Annotated in this window: 23 protein-coding genes; 16 read left to right on the forward strand and 7 right to left on the reverse strand. The window is 31.2% G+C overall.

Annotation, left to right across the window (positions count from 1 at the left end; all coding sequences use genetic code 11):
- Positions 1-29: 29 nt before the first annotated feature.
- Entirely contained in the window at positions 30-1,415 is a 1,386-nt protein-coding gene (gene fumC, locus RPL90_RS12135; RefSeq protein WP_313550045.1) for a class II fumarate hydratase, read from the forward strand.
- Between the two features lie 56 nt (positions 1,416-1,471).
- Here fumC and RPL90_RS12140 read toward each other — a convergent pair whose 3' ends face one another.
- The gene (locus tag RPL90_RS12140) at positions 1,472-2,296 is read right to left on the reverse strand and encodes an RluA family pseudouridine synthase (RefSeq protein WP_313550047.1); all 825 of its coding nucleotides are present in this window, start codon (positions 2,294-2,296) and stop codon (positions 1,472-1,474) included.
- Positions 2,297-2,456: 160 nt separating this feature from the next.
- On the opposite strand from RPL90_RS12140, the gene RPL90_RS12145 reads away from it, so the two are divergent.
- The 3 genes from RPL90_RS12145 to RPL90_RS12155 all read left to right on the forward strand — a co-directional run bounded on the left by RPL90_RS12145 (position 2,457) and on the right by RPL90_RS12155 (position 5,626).
- Entirely contained in the window at positions 2,457-3,566 is a 1,110-nt protein-coding gene (locus tag RPL90_RS12145) for a GAF domain-containing sensor histidine kinase (protein WP_313550050.1), read from the forward strand.
- 23 nt (positions 3,567-3,589) lie between these two features.
- Complete coding sequence (locus tag RPL90_RS12150) at positions 3,590-4,213, forward strand: response regulator transcription factor (protein ID WP_313550053.1); 624 nt, start codon at positions 3,590-3,592, stop codon at positions 4,211-4,213.
- A gap of 117 nt (positions 4,214-4,330) precedes the next feature.
- Positions 4,331-5,626 carry a dicarboxylate/amino acid:cation symporter gene (locus RPL90_RS12155; protein WP_313550056.1) on the forward strand — a complete coding sequence of 432 codons (1,296 nt, stop codon included), beginning with the start codon at positions 4,331-4,333 and terminating at the stop codon, positions 5,624-5,626.
- A gap of 200 nt (positions 5,627-5,826) precedes the next feature.
- Here RPL90_RS12155 and purU read toward each other — a convergent pair whose 3' ends face one another.
- Positions 5,827-6,675 (reverse strand): formyltetrahydrofolate deformylase, encoded by an 849-nt coding sequence (gene purU, locus RPL90_RS12160; protein ID WP_313550059.1) that lies wholly within the window; start codon positions 6,673-6,675, stop codon positions 5,827-5,829.
- Between the two features lie 426 nt (positions 6,676-7,101).
- Between purU and xdrA the strand changes: the two genes are divergently transcribed.
- From xdrA to yhaM, 6 genes are all read left to right on the forward strand, one after another.
- Entirely contained in the window at positions 7,102-7,566 is a 465-nt protein-coding gene (xdrA, locus tag RPL90_RS12165; RefSeq protein WP_313550062.1) for an XRE family transcriptional regulator XdrA, read from the forward strand.
- A 220-nt stretch (positions 7,567-7,786) separates the two neighbouring features.
- Complete coding sequence (locus RPL90_RS12170) at positions 7,787-8,917, forward strand: DUF445 domain-containing protein (protein ID WP_313550065.1); 1,131 nt, start codon at positions 7,787-7,789, stop codon at positions 8,915-8,917.
- 69 nt (positions 8,918-8,986) lie between these two features.
- The gene (locus RPL90_RS12175) at positions 8,987-9,331 is read left to right on the forward strand and encodes a YlbF/YmcA family competence regulator (RefSeq protein ID WP_048792920.1); all 345 of its coding nucleotides are present in this window, start codon (positions 8,987-8,989) and stop codon (positions 9,329-9,331) included.
- Between the two features lie 202 nt (positions 9,332-9,533).
- On the forward strand, positions 9,534-10,718 hold the full coding sequence (locus tag RPL90_RS12180) for a metallophosphoesterase family protein (protein ID WP_313550071.1): 1,185 nt from the start codon (positions 9,534-9,536) through the stop codon (positions 10,716-10,718).
- Position 10,719: 1 nt separating this feature from the next.
- A complete protein-coding gene (locus tag RPL90_RS12185; protein ID WP_313550073.1) occupies positions 10,720-13,653 on the forward strand; it encodes an ATP-binding protein in 2,934 nt (977 codons plus the stop codon).
- The gene (gene yhaM, locus RPL90_RS12190; protein WP_313550075.1) at positions 13,653-14,594 is read left to right on the forward strand and encodes a 3'-5' exoribonuclease YhaM; all 942 of its coding nucleotides are present in this window, start codon (positions 13,653-13,655) and stop codon (positions 14,592-14,594) included. The genes RPL90_RS12185 and yhaM overlap by 1 nt, the downstream gene beginning before the upstream one ends.
- Before the next feature lie 109 nt (positions 14,595-14,703).
- Here yhaM and prsA read toward each other — a convergent pair whose 3' ends face one another.
- The 4 genes from prsA to RPL90_RS12210 form a co-directional block, all read right to left on the reverse strand.
- Complete coding sequence (gene prsA / locus RPL90_RS12195) at positions 14,704-15,714, reverse strand: peptidylprolyl isomerase PrsA (RefSeq protein ID WP_313550078.1); 1,011 nt, start codon at positions 15,712-15,714, stop codon at positions 14,704-14,706.
- 199 nt (positions 15,715-15,913) lie between these two features.
- Positions 15,914-16,483, reverse strand: coding sequence for a DUF3267 domain-containing protein (locus tag RPL90_RS12200; protein WP_313550080.1), 570 nt, complete (start codon positions 16,481-16,483; stop codon positions 15,914-15,916).
- A gap of 185 nt (positions 16,484-16,668) precedes the next feature.
- Positions 16,669-17,043 (reverse strand): YtxH domain-containing protein, encoded by a 375-nt coding sequence (locus RPL90_RS12205; RefSeq protein WP_313550083.1) that lies wholly within the window; start codon positions 17,041-17,043, stop codon positions 16,669-16,671.
- Between the two features lie 75 nt (positions 17,044-17,118).
- Complete coding sequence (locus RPL90_RS12210) at positions 17,119-17,544, reverse strand: HIT family protein (RefSeq protein ID WP_313550086.1); 426 nt, start codon at positions 17,542-17,544, stop codon at positions 17,119-17,121.
- A 129-nt stretch (positions 17,545-17,673) separates the two neighbouring features.
- Between RPL90_RS12210 and ecsA the strand changes: the two genes are divergently transcribed.
- Together ecsA and ecsB are read left to right on the forward strand one after the other, a co-directional pair.
- Positions 17,674-18,411: an ABC transporter ATP-binding protein EcsA gene (ecsA, locus tag RPL90_RS12215; RefSeq protein ID WP_313550089.1), complete on the forward strand. Its 738-nt coding sequence runs from the start codon at positions 17,674-17,676 to the stop codon at positions 18,409-18,411.
- Positions 18,408-19,631, forward strand: a complete 1,224-nt coding sequence (ecsB, locus tag RPL90_RS12220; protein ID WP_313550091.1) for an ABC transporter permease EcsB — start codon at positions 18,408-18,410, stop codon at positions 19,629-19,631. Before ecsA ends, ecsB begins: the two co-directional genes overlap by 4 nt.
- Positions 19,632-19,696: 65 nt before the next feature.
- Here the strand turns inward: ecsB and RPL90_RS12225 are convergent, their stop codons facing one another.
- Positions 19,697-20,200, reverse strand: a complete 504-nt coding sequence (locus RPL90_RS12225; protein WP_313550094.1) for a signal transduction protein TRAP — start codon at positions 20,198-20,200, stop codon at positions 19,697-19,699.
- A gap of 268 nt (positions 20,201-20,468) precedes the next feature.
- On the opposite strand from RPL90_RS12225, the gene hemE reads away from it, so the two are divergent.
- The 4 genes from hemE (at position 20,469) to RPL90_RS12245 (ending at position 24,542) form a co-directional block, all read left to right on the forward strand.
- Positions 20,469-21,503, forward strand: a complete 1,035-nt coding sequence (gene hemE / locus RPL90_RS12230; RefSeq protein WP_313550096.1) for a uroporphyrinogen decarboxylase — start codon at positions 20,469-20,471, stop codon at positions 21,501-21,503.
- Between the two features lie 67 nt (positions 21,504-21,570).
- Complete coding sequence (gene hemH / locus RPL90_RS12235) at positions 21,571-22,494, forward strand: ferrochelatase (protein WP_313550099.1); 924 nt, start codon at positions 21,571-21,573, stop codon at positions 22,492-22,494.
- Between the two features lie 18 nt (positions 22,495-22,512).
- Entirely contained in the window at positions 22,513-23,907 is a 1,395-nt protein-coding gene (gene hemY, locus RPL90_RS12240) for a protoporphyrinogen oxidase (protein ID WP_313550103.1), read from the forward strand.
- Positions 23,908-23,984: 77 nt separating this feature from the next.
- Positions 23,985-24,542: an RBBP9/YdeN family alpha/beta hydrolase gene (locus RPL90_RS12245; protein WP_313550108.1), complete on the forward strand. Its 558-nt coding sequence runs from the start codon at positions 23,985-23,987 to the stop codon at positions 24,540-24,542.
- The last annotated feature ends 327 nt before the right edge of the window (positions 24,543-24,869 follow it).

Here is a 24,869-nt window from a genome sequence, read left to right on the forward strand (position 1 = left end):
AAAGATAATCACAGGGGGAGAGACACATTATGTCTGTAAGAATTGAACATGATACATTTGGAGAAATAGAAGTGCCAGCTAATAAATATTGGGGAGCGCAAACTGAGCGTAGTAAAAGAAATTTCCCTGTCGGCAAAGAACGTATGCCTATCGAAGTTGTTTATGGCTTCGCTCAATTAAAAAGAGGTGCAGCGCTAGCTAACCATGAATTAGGTAAATTATCCGATGTTAGAAAAGATGCAATTGTGCATGCTTGTGATCGTATTTTAAATAAAGAGTTAGACGAACATTTCCCATTAGTTGTTTGGCAAACAGGTAGTGGAACGCAAAGTAACATGAACGTAAATGAAGTTGTAAGTTATGTTGCCAATCAATACTTAGAAGAGCAAAATGAACCGGCAGATATTCACCCTAATGATGATGTGAACAAATCACAAAGCTCAAACGATACATTCCCAACAGCAATGCATGTTGCGCTGTATACTGAAATAGAAACTAAACTTGAACCAGCGCTAAAAACTTTAAGAGATACATTTAAGGATAAAGAACAACAATTCCAAGAAATTATTAAAATTGGACGTACACACTTACAAGATGCGACACCAATTAGGTTAGGCCAAGAAATTAGTGGTTGGAGATATATGTTAGATAAATGTGAAACGTTATTACATGAATCTAAAGCACATATTTTAAATCTAGCTATCGGTGGTACTGCTGTAGGTACTGGAATCAATGCGCACCCTGAATTTGGCAACAAAGTAGCGAAATTTATTTCTGAAAATACAGGATATCCATTCGTATCATCAGAGAATAAGTTCCATGCTTTAACTTCTCACGATGAAGTTGTGCAATTACATGGTACTTTAAAAGCATTAGCAGCCGATTTAACTAAAATTGCTAACGATGTACGATGGTTAGCATCAGGTCCACGTGCTGGCTTAGCTGAAATCTCTATACCTGAAAATGAACCTGGTTCATCAATTATGCCTGGTAAAGTAAATCCAACACAATGTGAAATGTTAACTATGGTTGGCGTTCAAGTTATGGGTAATGATGCAGCGGTAGGTATCGCAAGTTCACAAGGAAACTTCGAATTAAACGTTTATAAACCAGTGATTATGCATAATACATTACAATCTATTTATTTATTAGCAGATGGTATGCAAACATTTAACGATAATTGTGCAATAGGTATCGAACCTATTAACGAAAACATCGACAATTACTTAAATCAATCATTAATGTTAGTAACGGCTTTAAATCCACATATTGGTTATGAAAAAGCTGCACAAATTGCTAAAAAAGCACATAAAGAAGGCTTAACATTAAAAGAATCTGCGATACAATCAGGTCACTTAACTGAAGAACAATTTGAAGCGTGGATTAAACCAGAAGATATGGTGGACCCTAAATAATTAAGTTATTAAATAAAAACGTTACCGCGTTATAGCGGTAACGTTTTTTATAAATGTTATTTATCATCTAATGATACAGAAATAAATGTTTGTGTAAGTGGATGTGTAAATTCAATTTGATGACTGTTTAGTTTTAATTGACGTAAGGTAGAGTTTCCGTACAGTGGATCGCCTATAACGGGATGTCCAATTTGTGCTAAATGTACACGAATTTGGTGTGTACGTCCGGTATCTAATTTTAAGTCTAATTCACATACATTCTCTTCTATCATTTTAGAATCAATAATGTGCGTAATCGCACGTTGTCCGGTAGTTGAAATTCTTCTACGATTTGGATGGAACTTATCTTTGCCAATTGGCATATCAATCGTTTGAGGTTTAATAGGTAATAAACTATGAACGTGTGCTTTATATATACGTTCTATTTTATTTTCTTCTAGCATTTTATCTAATATTTTTTTCATTATTGGATTTTTAGCTACGATAAGTAAACCTACAGTTTCTTGGTCCAGTCGATGTATGGGTTCGACGTAATCACTATCAATTGTGTAAATGACATGGTTCATTAGCGTATTACTTTCTTTTAAATCATTTGGGTGTGTTTTTACACCTTTAGGTTTCATAATAACGGCAATATCTTCGTCTTCATAGTAAATTTGTGCATATCTATAACTTGGGAGATAATTACTTTTTTCGTCTGGCGTTGGGATATAGACTACATCTCCAGCATAAACCTTAGTCGTAAATGTGCTCATTTCACCATTTATTGTAATTTCTTTCGACATATTTAATAAATGTAAATCTTTTTTTGGTAATGTTAATTCTTGAAATATCTCTCTTAACGTTTTGCTATCATAGCTTTGTGGGATTGTAAATTTCATAACTTCCTCCTCAATATTCTTTATTATCATACCATATTCATATCGTTTAAAAAATTAACTTTAAGAAATATATGAGAAAGTTAACGGACTATTTTCAATAATAAAATTAACATTGTATAATGTTAATTAATTGAAAAGTGTTCAAGACTGGGGCGGTAAAATGGAAAAACCAACGCGTTTGGCATTGCTTAAAGAAATAGCAGAATTTTTAAATGAAGAGACAGAAACATATGATATGATGCAAGGCGCACTTAAATTTTTAATTAATGGTAGTGATTTTAGTACAGGTTGGATATTTTTTATTGATCATGAAGGCAATCATGAACTTGTTTCTGATACTAATCTACCAGGTGCTTTGACTAAAAATAATTGCCAATATATGCAAGAAGGTACATGTTGGTGTGTACAAGCATACAATAACGAAAAATTAACGAAGGCTTCTAATATAATTAACTGTTCACGCATCAATTTAGCCACAAAGGCACATTATGAAGAAACAGATGGTATTACACATCATGCAACAGTGCCATTAAGATCCGGGCAAGAGCAGTTTGGTCTTTTAAATGTTGCGACGCCATATACAACAAGTTATAGTGAAGAGGATTTAGAATTATTAGAATCTGTGGCATTTCAAATAGGTTCAGCTATTAAACGTATTTGGCTGACCGATCAAGAAAAAGAAGCGGCACGAATAAATGAACGGAATAGGTTGGCACGTGATTTACATGATTCAGTTAATCAAATGTTATTTTCAGTAAAATTAACTGCACATGCAGCTAAAGCAATGTCAAAAGAAGAAATGTCAAAAAAAGCATTTAACACTATTGAAGAAACAAGTCAGCAAGCCGTAAATGAAATGCGCGCTTTAATTTGGCAATTAAAGCCAATAGGATTAGAACAAGGCATAGTTAATGCTTTAACGAGTTATTGTGAAATGTTGCAATTAAATTTAAATGTCCAAGTAGAAGGTTTAATCAATGTACCAAGTTTAATCGAAGAAAATGTGTACCGTGTTTTACAAGAAGCAATAAACAATGTAAAAAAACATGCAAATACAACAGAAATAGAGCTGACTTTGAAACAACATGATAAATATTTATATATTGAAATAGCTGATTATGGTACAGGATTTAATATTCAACATAATTCACATCAAGTATCACACGGATTGAATAATATGAGACAACGTATAAAAATGATTAATGGTAAAATTAATATTCGGTCTAGTTATGGCCAAGGCACAAAAATATCATTAACCATTCCAATTTGATATTGATTGAGAGGAAGAGTAATATGCATCGAATAATACTTGTAGATGATCATCATATAGTGAGACAAGGTTTAGAGTTTTTACTATCTACAGTTGAAGATTTAGAAGTTATTGAAGGATTTTCAGATGGTCAATCATTTTTAAATTACATAGCAGAAAATGAATTACCAGATATTGTACTACTGGATTTAGTTATGCCGAATATGAACGGTATAGAAATTACTGAGAGATTAAAAACGACATATCCGCAAATCAAAATATTAGTGCTAACAAGTTATATTGACGATGAACACGTCATTTCTGCTATCGACAAAGGTGCTGACGGATACGAAATGAAAGATGTTGAGCCTGAGCAACTTATAGATTCTATTAATAGAGTTTTAAATGGAGAAAAAATCATTCATCCTCAAGCTCAAAATGTAATAGAAAGTGTTAATAACAAACCTCATATGACGAATAAACTATCTAAGAGAGAAATTGAAGTGTTGACGGAAATGGTAAAAGGTAAAACAAATAAAGAGATAGCATCGACTTTATTTGTTTCTGAAAAAACTGTTAAAACACATGTCAGTCATATATTTAATAAATTACAAGTTACTGATCGCACGAAAGCTGCAATTTATGCTATGGAAAATAAATTAATATAAAATAACGGGGCCATGTATTGATATTTTAATGCATGGTCTTTTTGTTCTTTGTATATTTATACTTCCCAAAATGTAAAATTACTATATAATATACAGTAATAACAAGGAGGGATGAAAATGAAAACAAAGAATCTTAGTATTAAAATTGTTATTGCTCTTGTTTTAGGCATTACCGTGGGTTCAATTTGTAATATTTATGCACAGTCTAATTTTGTAACTAGTATTGATAAGTATGTATTTAACGTTGTTGGACAAATATTCTTGAATTTAATATTTATGTTGGTAGTACCTGTTGTATTTGTATCTATTGTATTAGGGGTAGTAGGCGTAGGGGATCCAAAGTTACTTGGAGGCATAGGTGCAAAGACCCTCGCTTTCTTTTTATCAACGACTGCTATAGCTATCTGTATAGGAATAGCATTGGCTTTAATATTTAAACCAGGTGCTGGCCATTCGGATTTACTAAATAGTAAAGATGTAACGAAGTATCAGCAAACTTTAAACAAGCAAAATGAGGGACAAGATTCTGCGGCTAAACAAACTTTTGATCAAACATTGATTAATTTATTCCCTAAAAATCCATTACAAGCAATGTCGGAAGGAAATATGTTACAAATCATCACTTTCGCAATTTTTATTGGTGTAGGTATTATAATGGTAGGGTCCAAAGCCCAAGTCGTTCATAGGTTTTTTGAACAATTTAATGAGGTACTCATGTATGTTATTACTATGATTATGAATTTATTTGCGCCAATTGGGACGTTCGGCTTAGTTGCACATGCTTTTACAGGCGCTGGATTTGGTGCGATTAAACAGCTGGGATTATATTTTGTTATCGTACTAGCCGCACTGTTAATTCACTTTTTCGTAGTTTATGGTGCTGCAGTTAAAGTATTAGGCAAACATAGTCCTTTCGCATTTTTTAAAGGATTTTTACCTGCGATTACACTTGGTTTTAGTTCTTCGAGTTCAAATGCAGCATTACCTGTATCTATGAACTGTACTAAGAAAATGGGTGTTAGACCAGAGATAGCTAGTTTTGTTCAACCGCTAGGTGCCACAATAAATATGGACGGTACGGCAATAATGCAAGGGGTCGCTACAATATTTATTGCACAAATCTCTGGGGCACAGTTATCAGTATTACAATTAATTACGGTTGTTGTTGTCGCAGTAGTCGCTTCTATTGGTACAGCAGGGGTACCAGGCGTAGGTTTGATTATGTTAGCAATGGTTTTAAATGCTGTTGATTTAAATCCAGCAGCTATCGGTATTATTCTTGGTATTGATAGATTATTAGATATGACTAGAACTTCAGTAAATATTACTGGGGATGCCGCTTGTGCTCTAATTATTTCAAAATCAGAAGACAAAAAAATTGAACATGCTCAAGTTGAACATGCGCATAGTTAATTGAATATATTGAAAAATAAAAGCGCCTGAGACATCATATTGTCTTCAGGCGCTACTTTTATATGGGCAGTCGGTGACTGAATTGAAAATGCGCTCGTATCAAGCTGCTTTCAACTCTAGTCATCCATGCGCCAGGACGGGAATTCGAAATCTTCTTATGAAAATAAGATTTTTGGCTCGCTCTCTTTGTAACTCTTATTTTATGAAAAGACTACAGTTTTGTTGTTATTGGTAACGATTACTTTATGAAGTACATGATATTCAACTGCTTGTGATAATACAGTTGACTCAACATGACGGCCGATTTTTCTTAAATCTTGTACACTGTAACGATGGTTAACTCGAGTAACATCTTGTTCGATAATTGGACCTTCGTCTAAATCAGAAGTAACATAATGGCTCGTTGCACCTACAAATTTAACACCACGTTCCCAAGCTTGTTTATATGGGTTGGCACCAATAAATGAAGGTAAAAACGAATGATGTATGTTAATGATTTTATGTTTGTAATGACGCACAAAGTTGTCTGTAAGGATTTGCATATATTTTGCTAATACAATTAAATCTGTATGATGTTCTGCAACAATTTTAAGTATTTTATCTTCAACAACTGATTTTTCTTCATTGTTAGGTACGTAATAAAATGGAATATTAAGGTTTTCAGCAAAACGACGGTTATTTTCATGGTTACTGACGATACATACAACCTCGGCTGGAATTTCTCCACGTTCAATTCTTAATAATACTTCATTAAAAGCATGATCTTCTTTTGATACAAATAATGCGATTCTTGTATTCTCTGAACTATCAAAAAGCTCGAATGAAATATCATGTTTATGTAGTTCTTCTTCTAATACTGGTTTTAATTCCGGCACTTTATCAAATTCAAATCTTAAATATAATTTTCCCTCGTCATCATTATTATTGTATTCAGTAAAATGATCAAGATGTAATATATTAGCATCATATTTAGCAATTAAGTTTGCTATTAATGAAGTGATACCAACTTTGTCTTTACACGTTGCTAATAAAATAAATTTGTCATTCATTGCTTTCACTCCTAATTTACAAAGTAATTCAAATTATAAGTAAAAATATACTAACTGTAAAATTATATCACTCAGATATAGAAAATAGACGAATTTAAATTTATGCATGATAAGTATTGTATAATGCGCTATAATATATAGATAGTTATTTTAGTTAAAATGAGTAAAAAGTAAAAATATAGTATATTATAAAATTGAAATGTTAAGGGGACTATAGATATTTTGGAATTATTGCACATTTCTTAAAATTTTGATTATGCGACACATATGTCACAAACATTAGTAAAATATAATGAAAATTAAATTTCTCTCTTTTATTTTGATTCATAATGTATTAAGATGTAATTTGTGTTTCAAGAAGCGTGTATTATTGCAATTTCTTGTGTCCGGATAAAATTATTCTTTTATGAAAGGTAGATTAAAGTAATGGATAGACAGACTTTTACAGATTTAATTCAAACAAAATTCAAAATGGTACGTATTGAGGCGGGCTATACTCAAGATACAATGGCCCAAACAATCGGACTTTCAAAAAAGACATTAGTTCAAATTGAAAAAGAACGTGTTTTACCAAACTGGACAACTTGCGTATCAATTTGTGCGTTATTTAGAGATTCAGACGTACTAAATAGTGCCTTTGGTTGTGATCCTTTAGAAATGGTTCAAACAATATCTAGAGGTCATTGTGCATATCCTAATCATTCTACTACAAGTGATATTTATTGGAATACTGTTGATAGCAGAAACGGTTATATTTTACAAAGTAACAAAGTAAGCACTATTTACCGAGTGTTAAACCAAGAAACACAACCCATTTTTGGTACATCTAAATTAAGAGAAGCTGAAACATATTTTGGAAAAGTTTCTAAAGAGGAACTTATGCACGTATAAAACTAATATTGTGATAGAAGAATTATTCAATATTGCGAAACCCCATGTTAAATAATTTAATCACAGTCCATCTTATATGACTAAATTACCTTTAATATGATTTAGTAAAATGACGTTACCACAACTTGAATATAAAGTGGTAACGTTTTTTAATACTTTGAAAATATGATACAAATATTAGGACTAAATGCAATATAAAAAAATATAAAGGAGATTACTTATGCATGCACTATTAATCATTTTATTTATGATTGTTATTGGGGCACTCATCGGTGGTGTTACAAATATCATTGCTGTAAAAATGTTATTCCATCCGTTCAAGACATATTATATTTTTGGAAAAAGAGTACCCTTTACGCCAGGTTTGATTCCTAAACGTAGAGAAGAAATAGCTTCTAAAATTGGGCAAGTGATAGAAGAACACTTGTTAACTGAAGAAGTCATTTATGCTAAATTGAATGCACCTACATCTAGAGCAGCTATCGAAGAGTTGATCAAAGAGCAGATTCATAAATTAAAAAGCGATAATATAACAATTCAGGATATTTTAACAAAACTAGACATTAAAGATACGCAATTGATTAATGATAAAGCTACAGATTTAATATCAACTAAACTTAAACAATATTATCAGTCTAATTACAATGAAAAGTTAACTGATATCCTACCTGCAGAGGTAGAGCAACTACTCGATGACAAAGTTGCTCATCTACACGAATTATTATTTGAACGCGCATATATTTATTTAAACTCAGAAAAAGGTACTCAAGATATATCATCGATGCTAGAGACATTCTTTAATGAAAAAGGAAAAATTGTAGGTATGTTACAAATGTTTATGTCTAAAGAAAGTATCGTTGACCGTATTCAAAGTGAGTTAATTAGATTAACGAGTCATCCGAAAGCCAATGCAATTGCTAGTAAAATCATAAATAGTGAATATCAAAACTTAAAACAACAGCACTTAAATGAAGTACTTGATGACGAAAAATTTGCTCGAATGCAACAATCAGTGGCGACGTTAATCGTGAATTACCTTAATATCGATAAACAAGTCAATACACCGATTCATCAACTTATGCCTGACTTCATCAATTATTTAGAAAGCAGCGTGTCAGCTAAATTGACGAACGTTATTATTGATAATATTTGTCATCACATTACGCCAATCATGCAAAAAATTAATTTAAGTGGTATGGTTGAACAACAAATTAATACATTTGACTTAGATTATATTGAAAGATTAATCATCGATATAGCCAATAAAGAATTGAAATTAATCATGTTATTAGGCTTTATTTTAGGTGGGATTATAGGTGCATTACAAGGTGTGATTGCTATTTTTGTATAACGTAATAAAGTATGTTATTGTTATTACCGATGTGGTTAAAACACATATATATATAAGGAGTGAAGATCAATGGCAGTAAATTTATACGATCATGCAAATCAATTAGAACAAGCATTAAGAGAAAGTGATGAATATCAAGCAATCCAAAATGCTTACGCTAAAGTAAAAGAAAACGAAGAATCTAAAAAGTTATTCGATGAATTCCGTGAAACTCAATTAAGTTTCCAACAAAAACAAATGCAAGGTGAAGAAATCGGTGAAGAAGAGCTACAAAAAGCACAAGAACAAGCTCAACAAATCGAAAATGACTCAAACATTTCTGAATTAATGTCTGCAGAACAAAACATGAGCCAAATTTTCCAAGAAATTAACCAAATCATCGTTAAACCTTTAGATGAAATTTACGCTGACTAAGTGTTAAATTATATTTAATTCAAAGCTACAATGCACTTTTGTGTATTGTAGCTTTTTGTGTGTCGACTGATATGAAAATAATGTGATAAAATATAAAGATAAAAGTACGTGATAAAACAAATTGTGAGCATAAGTTAACGACATATCATTGTTGACACGTTACCTTTAAATACACTCTTTGAACAAAGGAGAACTATAATTTATGGTTAAATTTATTCATTGCGCTGACTTACATTTAGATAGTCCATTTAAATCGAGAAGTTACTTAAGCCAGTCAATATTTGAAGATATGCAGAACAGTGCTTATGAGAGTTTTAGAAAGATTGTCGACTATGCTTTAAACGAAACTGTAGATTTTATAATTATTGCCGGAGATCTATTTGATAATGAAAATAGAACATTAAGAGCAGAAGTTTTTTTAAAAGAACAATTTGAAAGATTAGAAAAAGAGCAAATTTTTGTTTACATATGTCACGGGAACCACGATCCATTATCTAGTAATATTGGTACTGAATGGCCAGGGAATGTCTCTGTATTTTCCGAAAATGTAGAAACATACCAAACTATTACTAAAAATGGCGAAGAAATTTACTTACATGGGTTTAGTTATCAAAATGATGCAAGCTATGAAAATAAAATTGATGCTTATCCTACTAGCCAAGGTCAAAAAGGTATTCACATTGGCATTTTACATGGTACTTATAGTAAGACTAATGCAAGCGACAGATACACTGAATTTATATTAGAAGATTTAAATAGTAAATTGTATCAATATTGGGCATTAGGACATATTCACGAACGACAAGAGTTAAGTGATATGCCTCAAATTCAATATCCAGGAAATATTCAAGGCAGACATTTTAAAGAACTTGGTGAAAAAGGTTTCCTTTTAGTAGAAGGAGATAATGTTAGATTAGATTCTAAATTTATTCCAACTCAATTTATTAGATTTGAAGAAGCTTCTATTGATATTAATAAAACTTCAAAGCAAGCTTTATATGAAGCTATTCAATCATTTAAAGATTCCGTTAGAAATCAAGGTAAGTCAATGTATCGATTAACTCTGAATGTTAATTCAGATACACCAATACCAACACAAGATCTTGTTCAAGTTAAAGAGATGATAGCCGATTATGAAAGAAATGAACACAATTTTGTGTTTGTTGAAGATTTTAAAGTTAATTACAATTATGAGGAAAAACATCCATTAGTTAATGAATTTTCAACAGAATTAATTGACGATAATACAGTATTTGAAAAAGCCATGTCAGATTTATATTTAAGCCCTAAAGCTTCAAAATATCTAGACAATTATACTGAATTCGATAGAAGGTCTTTAGTGGAACATGCAGAAAATCTTTTAAAGACCGATATGAGGGGTGAATAAGTTGAAAATAAAATCATTAGAAATATATGGCTATGGTAAGTTTATAGAAAGTAAAATTGATTTTAATGAAACTTTTACAGAAATTTATGGTGAAAATGAATCAGGAAAATCAACAATACAAGCATTTATACATTCTATCTTATTTGGTTTTCCCACTAAAAAAGAAAACGAACCACGTTTAGAGCCTAGATTAGGTAATCAATATGGTGGCAAATTAACTTTAATTCAATCTGATGGTTCAGAAGTAGAAGTTGAAAGAATTAAGGGCAGTGCTACTGGCGATGTAAAAGTTTACTTGCCAAATGGTGCAATCAGAGATGAAGAATGGTTGAAAAATCAATTAAATTATATTTCAAAGCGCACATATCAAGGCATCTTTTCATTTAATGTTTTAGGCTTACAAGATATTCACCGTAATATGAATGAAACACAACTTCAAGATTATTTATTACAAGCAGGGGCACTTGGTTCAACTGAATTTACAAGTATGAGAGAATCGTTGAATCAGAAAAAAGATGAAATATACAAAAAGAACGGTCGTAACCCATTAATAAATCAGCAAATTGAACAGTTAAATGATTTAGAACAACAAATTCGTGATGAAGAATCGAAGCTCACTGAATATAAAAGATATATTGATGACAAAGATAAAGCATCACGTCGTTTAGATAATTTAAAGCAAAATTTGGCGCAATTATCAAAATTGCATAGTCAAAAGCAAAAAGAAGTAGCGTTGCATGAGCAAACGCAAGAATGGAAATATTTAGAATCATCACTGAATATAGAACCAGTACAATTTCCTGAACAAGGTATCGATCGATATGAAGCGGCTAAGATTCAAACTCAAAATCTAAAAAGAGACATCGGTTTAAGAGAAGAAAAATTAGCGCAACTCGAACAAGAAAACGATAATATAGCTGTAGCTAAACAATCTGACATCGATGCGATTAACAGCCTATATCAACAAGAAAATGAAATAAAACAAAAAGAAATGGAGTTAAAATCCATAGAAAAAGACATTCAAGACAAGGAACGTGAAAAAATTGGCTTGAAATCTGATATAGGTTGGCAAGATGTTTATCATGATGTAGATAGCACAGAAGCAATGAAAAGCCATGTAAACGAGCAAATCAAAGTAAAACAAGAACAATCTGCTTATTTACAACAATTAGAACGTAGTTTAGAAGAAAATAAAATTGATACTGAAACTAACAACTCTGAATTAACAGCATTAGAGACCGATATAGTGCCTGACGAAACTTTTGAAAAGAAAAAGCAACATAGCCAACAGGTATTTGAATTACAAGAAAAAAATAATCTTTTCCAAAAGATGAGAGACGCATTTGAACTAGAACAACAAGAAAATCAAAGAAAACAAAATATGTTAAGAGTGAGTTTAATCGTCCTAGCATTAATAAGTGTAGGATTAACTATTTTCTCATTTGTATCAGCTAACGTAATATTTGGCGTGATATTTGCTATTTTAGCTGTTGTGTTCATCGTAGGCATTTTCTTTGTTAAACAGAGAACGATTGGTCACACTGAAACATTTACAAAAGAAATAGAAGATTTAGAATATCAAATTAATCATTTAGAAAATAACTATGATTTAGATTTTGATTTAGATGACCAATTCCGAATTAGAGAACAATGGCATAGTGCTGTAAAGAATAAAGAAGCACTTGAGAAAAAAGAATACTATTTAAAAAATAATATTGACCAAGCTAGACAATCATTTGATGATGCTCAACAAAATATTGATAACGTCAAAGCCAATTTATATTTGTCAGATAAAATCTCAGATGAATTAATCATTGATAGTATAAATACAATGAATAAGATTAAAGAGTACGATAACCACGTTGAAGAATTAAAACAACAACAGCAACAAATAAAACAAGAATTAGAAACGTTTTATAATCATGGGCAAGAAGTTACGAAAAATCAGTTAGTACAGTTCAATACATTATCATTCTTCCATGACATTAGACAGTGGCTAAGCAGTGCTAGAACAAATGTAGAAAAATATAACAGAAACAATGATCAAATTAATTTGATTGCAAATGAAATTAAGCAATTAAAACATCGTTTGGAAGAAAATCAAAATGTTATTTCTGAACTGTTTGCGTTTGTAAATGTTGCTGATGAAGAAGCATACTATAGACAACAAGAGCATCATAAAATTTATCATCAACAATTACAACGTTTTAATGATTTAACGAAATATCTAGAAAACCAAAATTACAGTTATGAAGATAATTCAAGATTAAGTCAAAAAACGACAGCTCAATTAGCACACGAAGACGAAGTACTATCTAAACAAGTTGATGATTACAATGATCAGTACTTAAGTATGCAATCAGAAGTAAGTGATCTTAATTCAAAAATTTCACATATGGAAACTGATAGCACCTTAGCTAATTTAAGACATAAATACCATATTTTAAAAAATAAATTGAATAATGCCGCGAAAGATTGGGCTAGTTTAAGTTATTTGCAAACTTTAGTGGATGAGCATATTCAACAAATTAAAGATAAAAGATTGCCACAAGTTATTAATGAAGCAACAAGCATTTTTAATGATTTAACGAATGGTAGTTATGTACAAGTGACATATGCTAATGATGATTTAATGGTCAAATACCAAAATGGGCAAATGTATTTACCAGTTGAACTGAGTCAATCTACGCGAGAATTACTTTATATTGCATTACGATTCAGTTTAATCATGACATTAAAGCCATATTATCCATTCCCGATTATTATAGATGATGCATTTGTACACTTTGATAAAAAACGTAAAGAACGCATGATGGATTACTTACGTAAAATACCGCAAAGTTATCAAATTTTATACTTTACTTGCGTTAAAGATTCAAGCGTACCATCTAAACAAATCGTTACATTAAATAAATTAGAGGAAGGCGGTAAATAATGCGAAATGTAGAAAAATTAAATCCAGGAGATTCAGTCAATCATTTCTTCCTTATTCATAAGGCAACACAAGGTGTAACAGCGCAAGGTAAAGATTACATGACATTGTATTTGCAAGATAAAAGTGGTGATATAGAAGCGAAATTGTGGACAGTCACTAAAGAAGATATGAAATTATTACAACCAGAAAAAATAGTACATGTTACTGGTGATGTTATTAATTATCGTGGACGTAAGCAAATGAAAATTAATAAATTTAAATTAGCTACGGAAGAAGATAATGTTAAAACGCAAGACTTCGTTGATGGGGCGCCGCTAACACCAGACGAAATTCAAGAAGAAATCTCTCATTATATGTTAGACATTGAGAATGCGAGTTTACAACGTATAACAAGACATTTAATTCGTAAATATCAAGAGTCATTTTTCACATTTCCAGCAGCGAGTTCACATCATCATAACTTTGCAAGTGGTTTAAGTTATCACGTGTTAACCATGTTAAAAGTAGCTAAATCGATTTGCGATATTTATCCTACGCTAAATCGCAGTTTATTGTATAGTGCTATTATTTTACATGATTTAGGGAAAGTTAAAGAATTGAGTGGGCCTGTAGCAACGACTTACACAGTAGAAGGAAATTTATTAGGTCATATTTCCATCGCTAGCGAGGAAGTCGCAGAAGCAGCTAGAGAGCTTAAAATAGAAGGCGAAGAAGTAATGTTATTAAGACATATGATCTTGGCGCATCACGGTAAAATGGAATTCGGTTCACCTAAATTACCTCATTTAAAAGAAGCAGAAATATTATTTTTTATAGATAATATTGATGCAAAAATGAATATGTTTGATAAAGCATATAAAAAGACAGAAAAAGGTCAGTTTACAGAACGTATTTTTGGTTTAGAAGGACGTCAATTCTATAAACCAACTTCGTTAGACTAAAAATTAAAAGCAGTGGGAGGATAGCGACATGCTATGCTCCACTTTTTTTATAATAATAAGGCTACTCACTTTATATAGAAAGTAAGTAGCCTTATTTGAAGTGCTTATATTATTGTCCGGTAGACATTGTTGCGTCACCAGCTGAAGTACCACCTGCTGATTGTTGTTGCTGTTGTTGCTGTTGCTGCTGCTGTTGTTGTTTGATTTTTTGTGGATCTAAAATAGAACCTTCAATTGCTTTCTTAATATCTCTGTCTTTATAGTCAACTTTGTACTCTTTAAGTAAAGATTTGTAGGCATCTGTAAGTAATTTAGGATCTTTTTGTACTTTCTCTTGAATTAATTTTGATTTAAGTTTACCTTTTTCTTTATCAAAGTCAGATTCTTTATCTGCTTTAATAATATGGTAACCATAATCAGTTTTAACAATTTTAGAAACATGGCCTTCTTTAAGTTTGAATAATGCTTTTTCAAACTTGCTGTCCATTTGGCCTTTGATAACGTAGCCTAAACTACCGCCTTTTTTAGCTGATGCCTTATCTTGAGATTCTTTTTTCGCAATATCGCTGAATTTATCTGGGTCTTTTTCTACTTGTTTTTGAATATCTTCAGCTTTTTTCTTCGCATCTTTGTCGGATAAACCTTGTTTATCATCTTTGTTTTCTTTAACTTTTATTAAGATATGAGAACCTTTTTTAGTATCATCTTTTATTTCTTTATCAGAAAGATTTACTTTATCAGTAAGAAGTTGTTTTTGATATGCTTGTAATTTTTTCTGTTCTTTATAGTCATCTAATGTCATGTTTTGTTGTTTAAGCATGCTCTCGAATTGGTCTTTTCCGCCATATTGTTTTTGCTCTTTACTAATATCTTTATCAATATCTTGAGCATTGACTTTGTCTTTATATTTATCGGCTAATAATTTGTTAAGTAAAATTTGGAATGAACTGTTAGCAATTTGCTCATCTCCTAATTTATTCATAACATCAGATACTTTAACGTCACCAGCTTTAGATGAAATAAGTGTGTTTTCTTTTGAATCTGTAGCATGATTGCCGCATGCGCCTAGTAAGATTGTACTAGCAGCAACAGGAATTAAGATCTTTTTAAATGATTTCATAGTTGGGAACTCCTTTTGTAATAATAACAACGTTAATATAACATAATATAGCGTTATGACCAATTATAAAGGCAAGATATAGGACTATAGTATTAGAGGATAAGACAAGATTTTCATAAATAAAAACTAAAGATCTTATACAACTCATTTGAAATTGAGTAGCATAAGATCTTTAGTGTGATTGTAATTACGATTGATTTTAAATTTTATCTTTTAAAGTTTGACGAGAATCTACCCAATTTAAGACATTAATACCAGTTTGATGTTCTTCAATATAAGAACCTTCATTTGAAAAAATAATGATTTTTAAATATAAAAAATCCATTACTGAGTACCCAACATTCAGTGCTAATATAAACATAAGATAATGACCGAATTGCGGTAATAATGATGTTAGATAGGCACAAGTCAAAGTAAGTATAATGAATGGCATAATTAAGTCTATACAGAAATAATATTTATTAACCGGTGTATTAACATAAGTGTTATAAAATGGGACGCGCTTATGTCTAACTAATTTATATTTTTTAAAAGATTTATAATAGGGCGATAAAAAGACTAAATGTATCGCTTTATGGATTGGATATAAAATTAAAACAATGATTAAAAATATTAAAAAATAACGATCAGTTAATTTAGTATCTGAAAAATAACGCATAATTTCGAAACTGACTAAAAATGTAATAATTGTCGTTACGAAACTTAAGAATGCAATTCTAGGTAACCCAAAACGCGCGTTAATATCAATTTGTCGTGAACATAAATACATACGTCATTATCTCCTTGCATTCATTTACTGATTCAATATACTTCCGTATTATCTACCTATTTAAACAGTGCGTCAAGCTAATTTTAGAACAAAAAAATAGAGTCAAGAAACATTGGCATAATAAGACTTTAGGATAGTTATTATCTTATTATGCAATGACATCGACTCTATTTATAAATAAGTTATTATTTTTCTTCTTTATCAAATGCGTGACTGATTTCTTCACCACGATTTTGTAAGTTCTCTATGTGAGATTGTAAACGTTCGATATTCGGATTAATATCAGATTGGAAGTTGCCGATGAGTTTTTTAACTTCATCGCCTATTGTGCTACCAAATTCGGTACTTTCAGATTTAATTTGAGATACATAGTTAATAATATCATTAACATTTTGTTTGATCGTATTTACTTCACGGTTAAGTTCAGATTCTGCACCAGTAGGTTGACCAGCATTACCAGCAAGTTTTTGATGGTTTTGCTTTTCTCTATTCATTAGTACAACACCAACACCAGTAGCTACACCAGCGCCTAGTCCTAATAAAACTTGAGTTGCTTTCATATATATTCTCCTCATTTCTAATATCTCAATTATTAATATTTTTCCTTACCCTTAAATTATAAGAAGTAAGCATAATTAGTCAAATTGAGCAGCTATTTCTTTTGCAATTTGAGCTTTTTGCTCATCGTTGATTGTTTCTTCATGTGTTTCCCATTTATAACCAAACCCATCAGTATCATTTTCATAACGAGGTAAGAAGTGGAAATGGAGATGGAATACAGATTGGTCTGCAAATTCTCCGTTATTTTGAATGATATTTAAACCGTCCGGATTAAAGGCTTTTTTAATCGCATTTGCAACTTTCGGTAATGCTGCGCCAATATGTTGCATTGTTTCAGCATCTGTTTCAAAAATATTAGGAGACGCTTTTTTTGGTATGAGTAAAGTATGACCTTTTGTCACTTGTGAAATATCTAAAAAAGCATATACATGGTCATCTTCATATACTTTGAAACTTGGTATTTCTCCTGTAATAATTTTACTAAAAATTGTGTCAGCCATAAAATCAACACTCCTTATATTCATCTTATGAACTATTATAGCATTCTATAGTAAACTACGTCATATATCATCTATTTGTTTATCACTAAGTCGTGATTTTTGATACAATATAGTGCATGGAGGTGTCAAATGACAGTAAAAGTTGAAAATTTAACAGGTGGTTATGGTAAAAAACCAATAATTAATGATATCAATTTTGAATTACAAGCAGGTGAAATCGTCGGCTTAATAGGATTAAACGGCGCTGGTAAAAGTACGACAATTAAACACATGCTTGGTTTATTAACTCCAATGGATGGAATATTAACCATTTCCGGCATTAATATTAATGAAGATGTTGAACAATATAGACGTAAATTATCTTATATACCAGAATCACCTGTAATATATGATGAATTAACACTAGAAGAACATATTTATATGACTGCTATGGCATATAATATAAGTAAGGAAACGGCAATGGACCGTGCACGCCCATTACTGAAAACTTTTCGTTTAGAAGACGAGTTAAATATCTTTCCGAGCCATTTTTCTAAAGGTATGAAGCAAAAAGTAATGATTATATGTGCATTTATTGTTAACCCGGATTTATACATTATCGACGAACCGTTTTTAGGTTTAGACCCATTGGGGATTCAATCAATGCTCGATTTGATGGTAGAAAAGAAAAATGAAGACAGAACAGTATTAATGAGCACTCATATTTTAGCTACTGCAGAAAAATATTGTGACCGTTTTATCATTTTAGATAAAGGTAAAATTGTAGCAGTAGGTGATTTAGATACCTTGAGAAAACAAACAGGATTACATGACAAAACATTAGATGAAATATATATTCATGTAACTCAAGGTGGGGAGCAATCATGAATCTTTCAGCACAAGGGCTCTTCAAATCTAGAAAACTAGAAATTACGAAAGAGAAACAGTATTATAATAAATTTGTATTTAACGGCCACTTCGGTATATTTTTACTTATATTACTAGGAGCCTTCATATTAGGTTATGGTCAGTTTCTTAAGTCTATTCCAGCAAATTTAAACTTCCCGTTAATCGTAGGTGTCATTTTTGCACTTACATCGTTATTTCCAATCAGAACATTACTAAAAGATGCTGATAGACTGTTTTTATTACCATTTGAAAAACATATGATTGAGTATATGAAACGCAGCTTAGTGTATAGCTACTTTTTACGATTGCCTATTCAAATATTAATGTTAGTTATTTTCTTTCCATTATTTTATGTGTTGAACCATCAAACATATATGTTTTATATTATGTTTGCCATTTTGGCTCTCGTGTATCCATTTATTGGATTGATGTTAAAGTGGGAATGGTACAAATATAAACTTGAGAGTTGGTCTATTCATTTACTACTATTTATAATTTTTCTTGCTGGTTATTATTTAGTTTTAGAAGTGAAAAGTTTTACAGCGATAACGACAATTATTATTTTAATCGCGCTTATTTATATTATGCGTTATTGCAATAAAAAAGAACTTTATCCATGGGAGAAAATGATTACTTCTGAAGCACGACATCGTATGAACTATTATAAATTTGTAAATATGTTTACAGATGTTAAGCACTTAAAAGAAACTGCAGTGAGAAGAAATTATTTAGATCCATTATTACGTATTCCAAAACGTAAGCACTTTAATGAAAATTATATGTATTTATTCTTATTTTATAGAAGCTTTATGAGAGGCAAGGATGCGTTTAATATAATCATTAGATTAATAGTTATAGCTTTAGTATTGATGATTTGGTTAAATCAAATGTTTATTTCAGCTATCATCGGCGCGTTATTTATGTATATTCTTATTTTACAAATGGCGCAGTTTTATACACAGCAAGCGTATGGATTATGGCCGCAAGTATGGCCAGTACCAGATAGTAAAGTTATAAAAGGGTATGAACAATTTTTATATAGATTAATGTTAGTGTTAGGTATCATATTAAGTATTGCCTACATTACCATACAACCAACACACTTTTATTTTGCTATTTTATTCTTTATTGTTGGTTGGCTAACAATAAATAGTGTTATCAAGAAATTAAAATACCAAGAAACATTACTTAGAGACTAAAAAAGTGGTTATTCTGATTTAAGCGTGAAACGCCGAAATCGTGAATAACCACTTTTTCATTGCTTTTAATTGTCATCAATTGGATATAAGAAGCGTTCGAAGTAACTAGAAAATTGACCACTAGAACCGAAAAATTGACTCAATGATATTTTGTCAAAATGATTGTTAAATAGTGTAGAATTTTTAAAAGTTTCGTAATTACTTCGTGAACTGAAACCAAAATAAATTTTATAAGTTAAGCCCTCTACAGGTTTTAAGAAACGGTAAGACTTAAATCCAGCAAATTGTGAGAAATCTGCAGATATACCTAATATTGTTTTTTCTAATTGATATGCATGATCGTCAGTAGTTGGAATGAATATAACGGCATAAAAATTATCTTTATTTAATTCACCTTCAGATTCTATAACATCATATGCAATAGGTTCTTTTAAAACTGTTGTATCATTAGTTTCTTCTATTATTACTGATGAATCAGAAGTAGAAAACTGTAATAAATTATGGTCTGGGTTATTAATTCTAATTTGATTTAAATAACCAAAAGTACCATATGATGCATACATTTTCATAATTTCTTAATCCCCCTTAGTTAATAAGCATGTGTTAAAGATTATAACAAAAAAGGTATATACACAATACACTTATTTAATTATTTTAAAAATTATGCTTTGTCAATAATTATAATAGATTTAGAAAAGAAAACAATAGCCAAAATAATTGTATTTATACAAATTACACAGTATGGCATTTTTATGACATTTAAGCAGAAAAAAATACGATAAGCCGTGCAATATGATATTATAAATAAGAATGATTATAATGTAGGAGGAATTAACGGTGCATAATAAAAACAATACAATACTTAATATGATAAAAGGTCAACATGTTGACCACACACCGGTATGGTTTATGCGTCAGGCAGGAAGGTCACAACCTGAGTATAGAAAACTAAAAGAAAAATATTCTTTATTTGAAATTACACATCAACCTGAGTTATGTGCATATGTTACGCATTTACCTGTAGATAATTATAATACTGACGCTGCAGTATTGTATAAAGATATTATGACACCACTACAACCAATCGGTGTAGATGTAGAAATTAAATCAGGGATAGGTCCGGTAATTCATAATCCTATAAAGTCACTTAGTGATGTTGAAAGGTTAAATGATATAGATCCTAAAAGAGACGTACCTTACGTTTTGGATACTATTAAATTATTAACAACTGAAAAATTAAATGTTCCATTAATCGGCTTTACTGGTGCACCCTTTACATTAGCTAGTTATATGATTGAAGGTGGTCCTTCAAAAAATTATAATTTCACAAAAGCGATGATGTATAGTGATGAACAAACATGGTTCGCTTTAATGGATCATTTGGTTAATATTTCCATTTCATATGTAGCAGCTCAAATCGAAGCAGGTGCTGAATTAATTCAAGTGTTTGACTCATGGGTGGGTGCATTAAATGTACAAGACTATGAATACTATATAAAACCTGCGATGACTAAATTAATTTCTGGAATTAAGGCACAATATGACGTACCTATTATTTTATTTGGCGTTGGTGCTAGTCATTTAGTTAATCAATGGAATAGCTTACCCATTGATGTCTTAGGGCTAGACTGGAGATTATCAATTAAAGAGGCAAGTGACTTAAACATCACAAAGACGTTGCAAGGTAATTTAGATCCATCTTTATTACTTGCACCTTGGGATGTAATTGAAAGTAGATTAAAAGCTATTTTAGATCAAGGTATGGATTATGGGCAACACATTTTCAATTTAGGTCACGGTGTTTTTCCCGAAGTAAAACCTGAAACTTTAAGAAAAGTGACAGAATTTGTACACAACTATACTCAAAGATAAGAGTATAATCATAATTAATGAACAGTAGTAAACGAATTTTTAAGTTTAATACAAAGGATGATAAAGCATGGTAAAAACAGTAGGACTATTGGTTATGGCTTATGGTACTCCATATAAAGAAAGCGATATTGAGGATTATTATACAGATATCAGACACGGTAAAAGACCAACAGACGCTGAATTACAAGATTTAAAAGATAGATATGAATTTATTGGGGGATTATCTCCTTTAGCTGGCACAACTGATAGACAAGCAGAAGCACTACGTGATGCGTTAAATGAAACTTATAATAATATAGAATTCAAACTATATCTTGGCCTAAAACACATTACACCTTATATTGAAGAGGGCGTTAAGCAAATGTATGAAGATGGTATTGAAGAGGCTGTAACTGTCGTTTTAGCACCACATTTCTCCAATTTCTCTGTAGGCTCGTATAATAAAAGAGCTGACAAAGAAGCGGACAAATATGGTATTAAATTAACGCATGTGGAACATTATTACCATCAAGAGCAATTCATACAATATTGGACACAGCAAATTAATAAAACATTAAATGATATTCCCGAAAGTGAACACGATGAAACTGTATTAGTAGTTTCAGCTCACAGTTTACCAAAGGGTATGATAGAAAAATCAAACGACCCATATCCTCATGAACTACATGAAACTGCAAATTTATTATCGGCGCAATCTAATATTAAACATGTAGCAGAAGGTTGGCAATCTGAAGGTAATACGGGTACACCGTGGTTAGGACCTGATGTACAAGATTTAACGCGTGAGTTATATAAAGAACATGGATACAAAAACTTTATTTATACACCAGTAGGATTTGTATGCGAACACCTAGAAGTTTTATATGATAATGATTATGAGTGTAAAGTAGTCTGTAATGAAATTGGTGCTAATTATTATCGACCAGCAATGCCAAATACGGATCCATTGTTTATTGGTGCCATCGTTGACGAGATAAAAAAATTATTTTAAGAGGTAGCGTGATTTATAGTGGCTAAAAGTGTAGCAATAATTGGAGCGGGCATTACCGGCTTATCAAGCGCATATTTTATAAAAAAGCAAAATCCTAATATTGACGTAACTATATATGAAGCTACAGATAGAGCTGGAGGAAAAATTCAAACATATAGAAAAGATGGCTATACAATTGAATTAGGTCCAGAATCTTATTTAGGTCGTAAAAAAATTATGACTGATGTAGCAGAGGAAATAGGGTTAAAAGATGACTTGATAACAAATCAAACTGGGCAATCTTATATTTATGCTAAAAATAAACTATATCCTATTCCAGGCGGCTCTATCATGGGCATTCCTACGGACATTAAACCATTTATTTCTACAAAACTTATCTCGTTACAAGGTAAGCTAAGAGCAGGTTTAGATTTAATTAAAAAGCCAACGAAAATGGATGAAGATATTTCCGTAGGTGCTTTTTTTAGAGATAGACTAGGCGATGAAGTTTTAGAAAACTTAATTGAACCATTAATGGGCGGTATTTATGGCACCAATATTGATGATTTAAGTTTAATGAGTACGTTTCCACAGTTTAAAGAACGCGAAGAACAATACGGAAGTTTAATCAAGGGTATGAAACATGAAAAAGAACAACGTATGAAGCAGCGCCAATTATATCCTGGTTCCCCCAAAGGGCAATTTAAACAATTTCGACATGGCCTAAGTTCTTTTATTGAATCTTTAGCAGCGTATGTTGAAAAATTAGGTGTTCATATTCAATATAATACACCGATTAAAGATGTTATAGTGTCACAACAAAATTACAAGTTAGTTACGAGTGAAGGCGACAAAACTTATGATGGTATTATTATTGCAACCCCACACGAAGTATTTATGAACTGGTTTAAAGAAGATCCAGCGTTAGACTATTTCAAAACAATGCAATCAACTACGGTAGCAACGGTTGTTATGGCTTTTGATGAACAAAATATTGAAAATACGTATGAAGGTACAGGGTTTGTTATTGCACGAACAAGTAATACCAATATCACAGCGTGTACATGGACGAGTAAGAAATGGCCATTTACAACGCCTGAGGGCAAGGTGTTAATACGTGCCTATGTTGGTAAACCTGGCGATACAGTAGTCGAAGATTACACGGATTCTGAAATCGTCAACATAGTTAGAAATGACTTAAGTATGATGATGAAGTTTAACGGAGATCCAGATTTTAGTATCGTAAATAGATTGCCTCATAGTATGCCACAATATCATGTTGGCCACATTAATAAGATTAAAGAGATACAAGCGCACATTGCTACTACTTATCCGAGATTACGCATTACCGGTGCTCCGTTTGAAGCGGTTGGCTTACCAGACTGTGTTGCTCAAGCACAAGAAGCTGTTAAAAGTATGTTAGTTGAATTATAAAAATTTGTTGAGGTATACCTATATACCATATGGTATATATGTAACTTCAACTTTTTAATATAAATGAGGTGGAAGACATGACTGATATCGTTATAGTACATTCAAAAATAGGGGACGCAACGAATCATTGGTATGAATGGTTACGCAACAATTTAATGTTAGAAGGGTATAACGTTACATTGTTTAATATGGCAGATGCCTATGCTAAGCCTTTAGAAGCATGGGTAAAAGCAATTGACGAACAAGTAAACATTAGTAAAAATGATACATATTTTATCACTCATGGTTATGGTACATTAGCGGGACTTAAATATTTGGAATTACAAGATATAGAACCTATTGAAGGTGTATTTATTATTTCCGGCTTTAGAGAAGATGCAACAGCTATTGACGACAATTTGTCTGTAAATACCGAGGCGTTTGACTATGAAAACATTAGAAAAAAAGCACAACAATTTTATGGTTTATGCGCAAAAGACGATAGATATATTTCATATAAAGAAACACAACGTTTAATGGAAATATTGAATGGTACATGTAAAACAACGCCTTATGGTGGTCATTTTATAGATGAAGATGGGTTCTCAACATTTATTACGTTACAAGAAAATATTCAAAAAATAATGTCTAAATAAGGTAAGGGATAGCCGAAGCTCCTATAAATGGAATGAAATAGGAAGTGTTTTAGCGTTATTGAAATCATTTTTGATGAAAATTAATATAAATTAATCACTAAAATTAAAATATTATTGTTATAATCCTTTTTTACACTAAAAACTTCGAGCAAGTTATTGACTATAGTAAGGAAAATTTATATACTTAAAAAGGCTTAAGAAACAACCCAGTTTTTGGAGCTAACATGTGAAGATAAGAGTTTTTATTAACATATATTGCTTGACTTGATAGCAACAAATATGGTATGATAATTTGGTAAGCCAATCGTAAAGCAATTAATATTATTA

It is taken from the genome of Staphylococcus kloosii (assembly GCF_032139365.1).
GTDB lineage: Bacteria > Bacillota > Bacilli > Staphylococcales > Staphylococcaceae > Staphylococcus > Staphylococcus kloosii_A.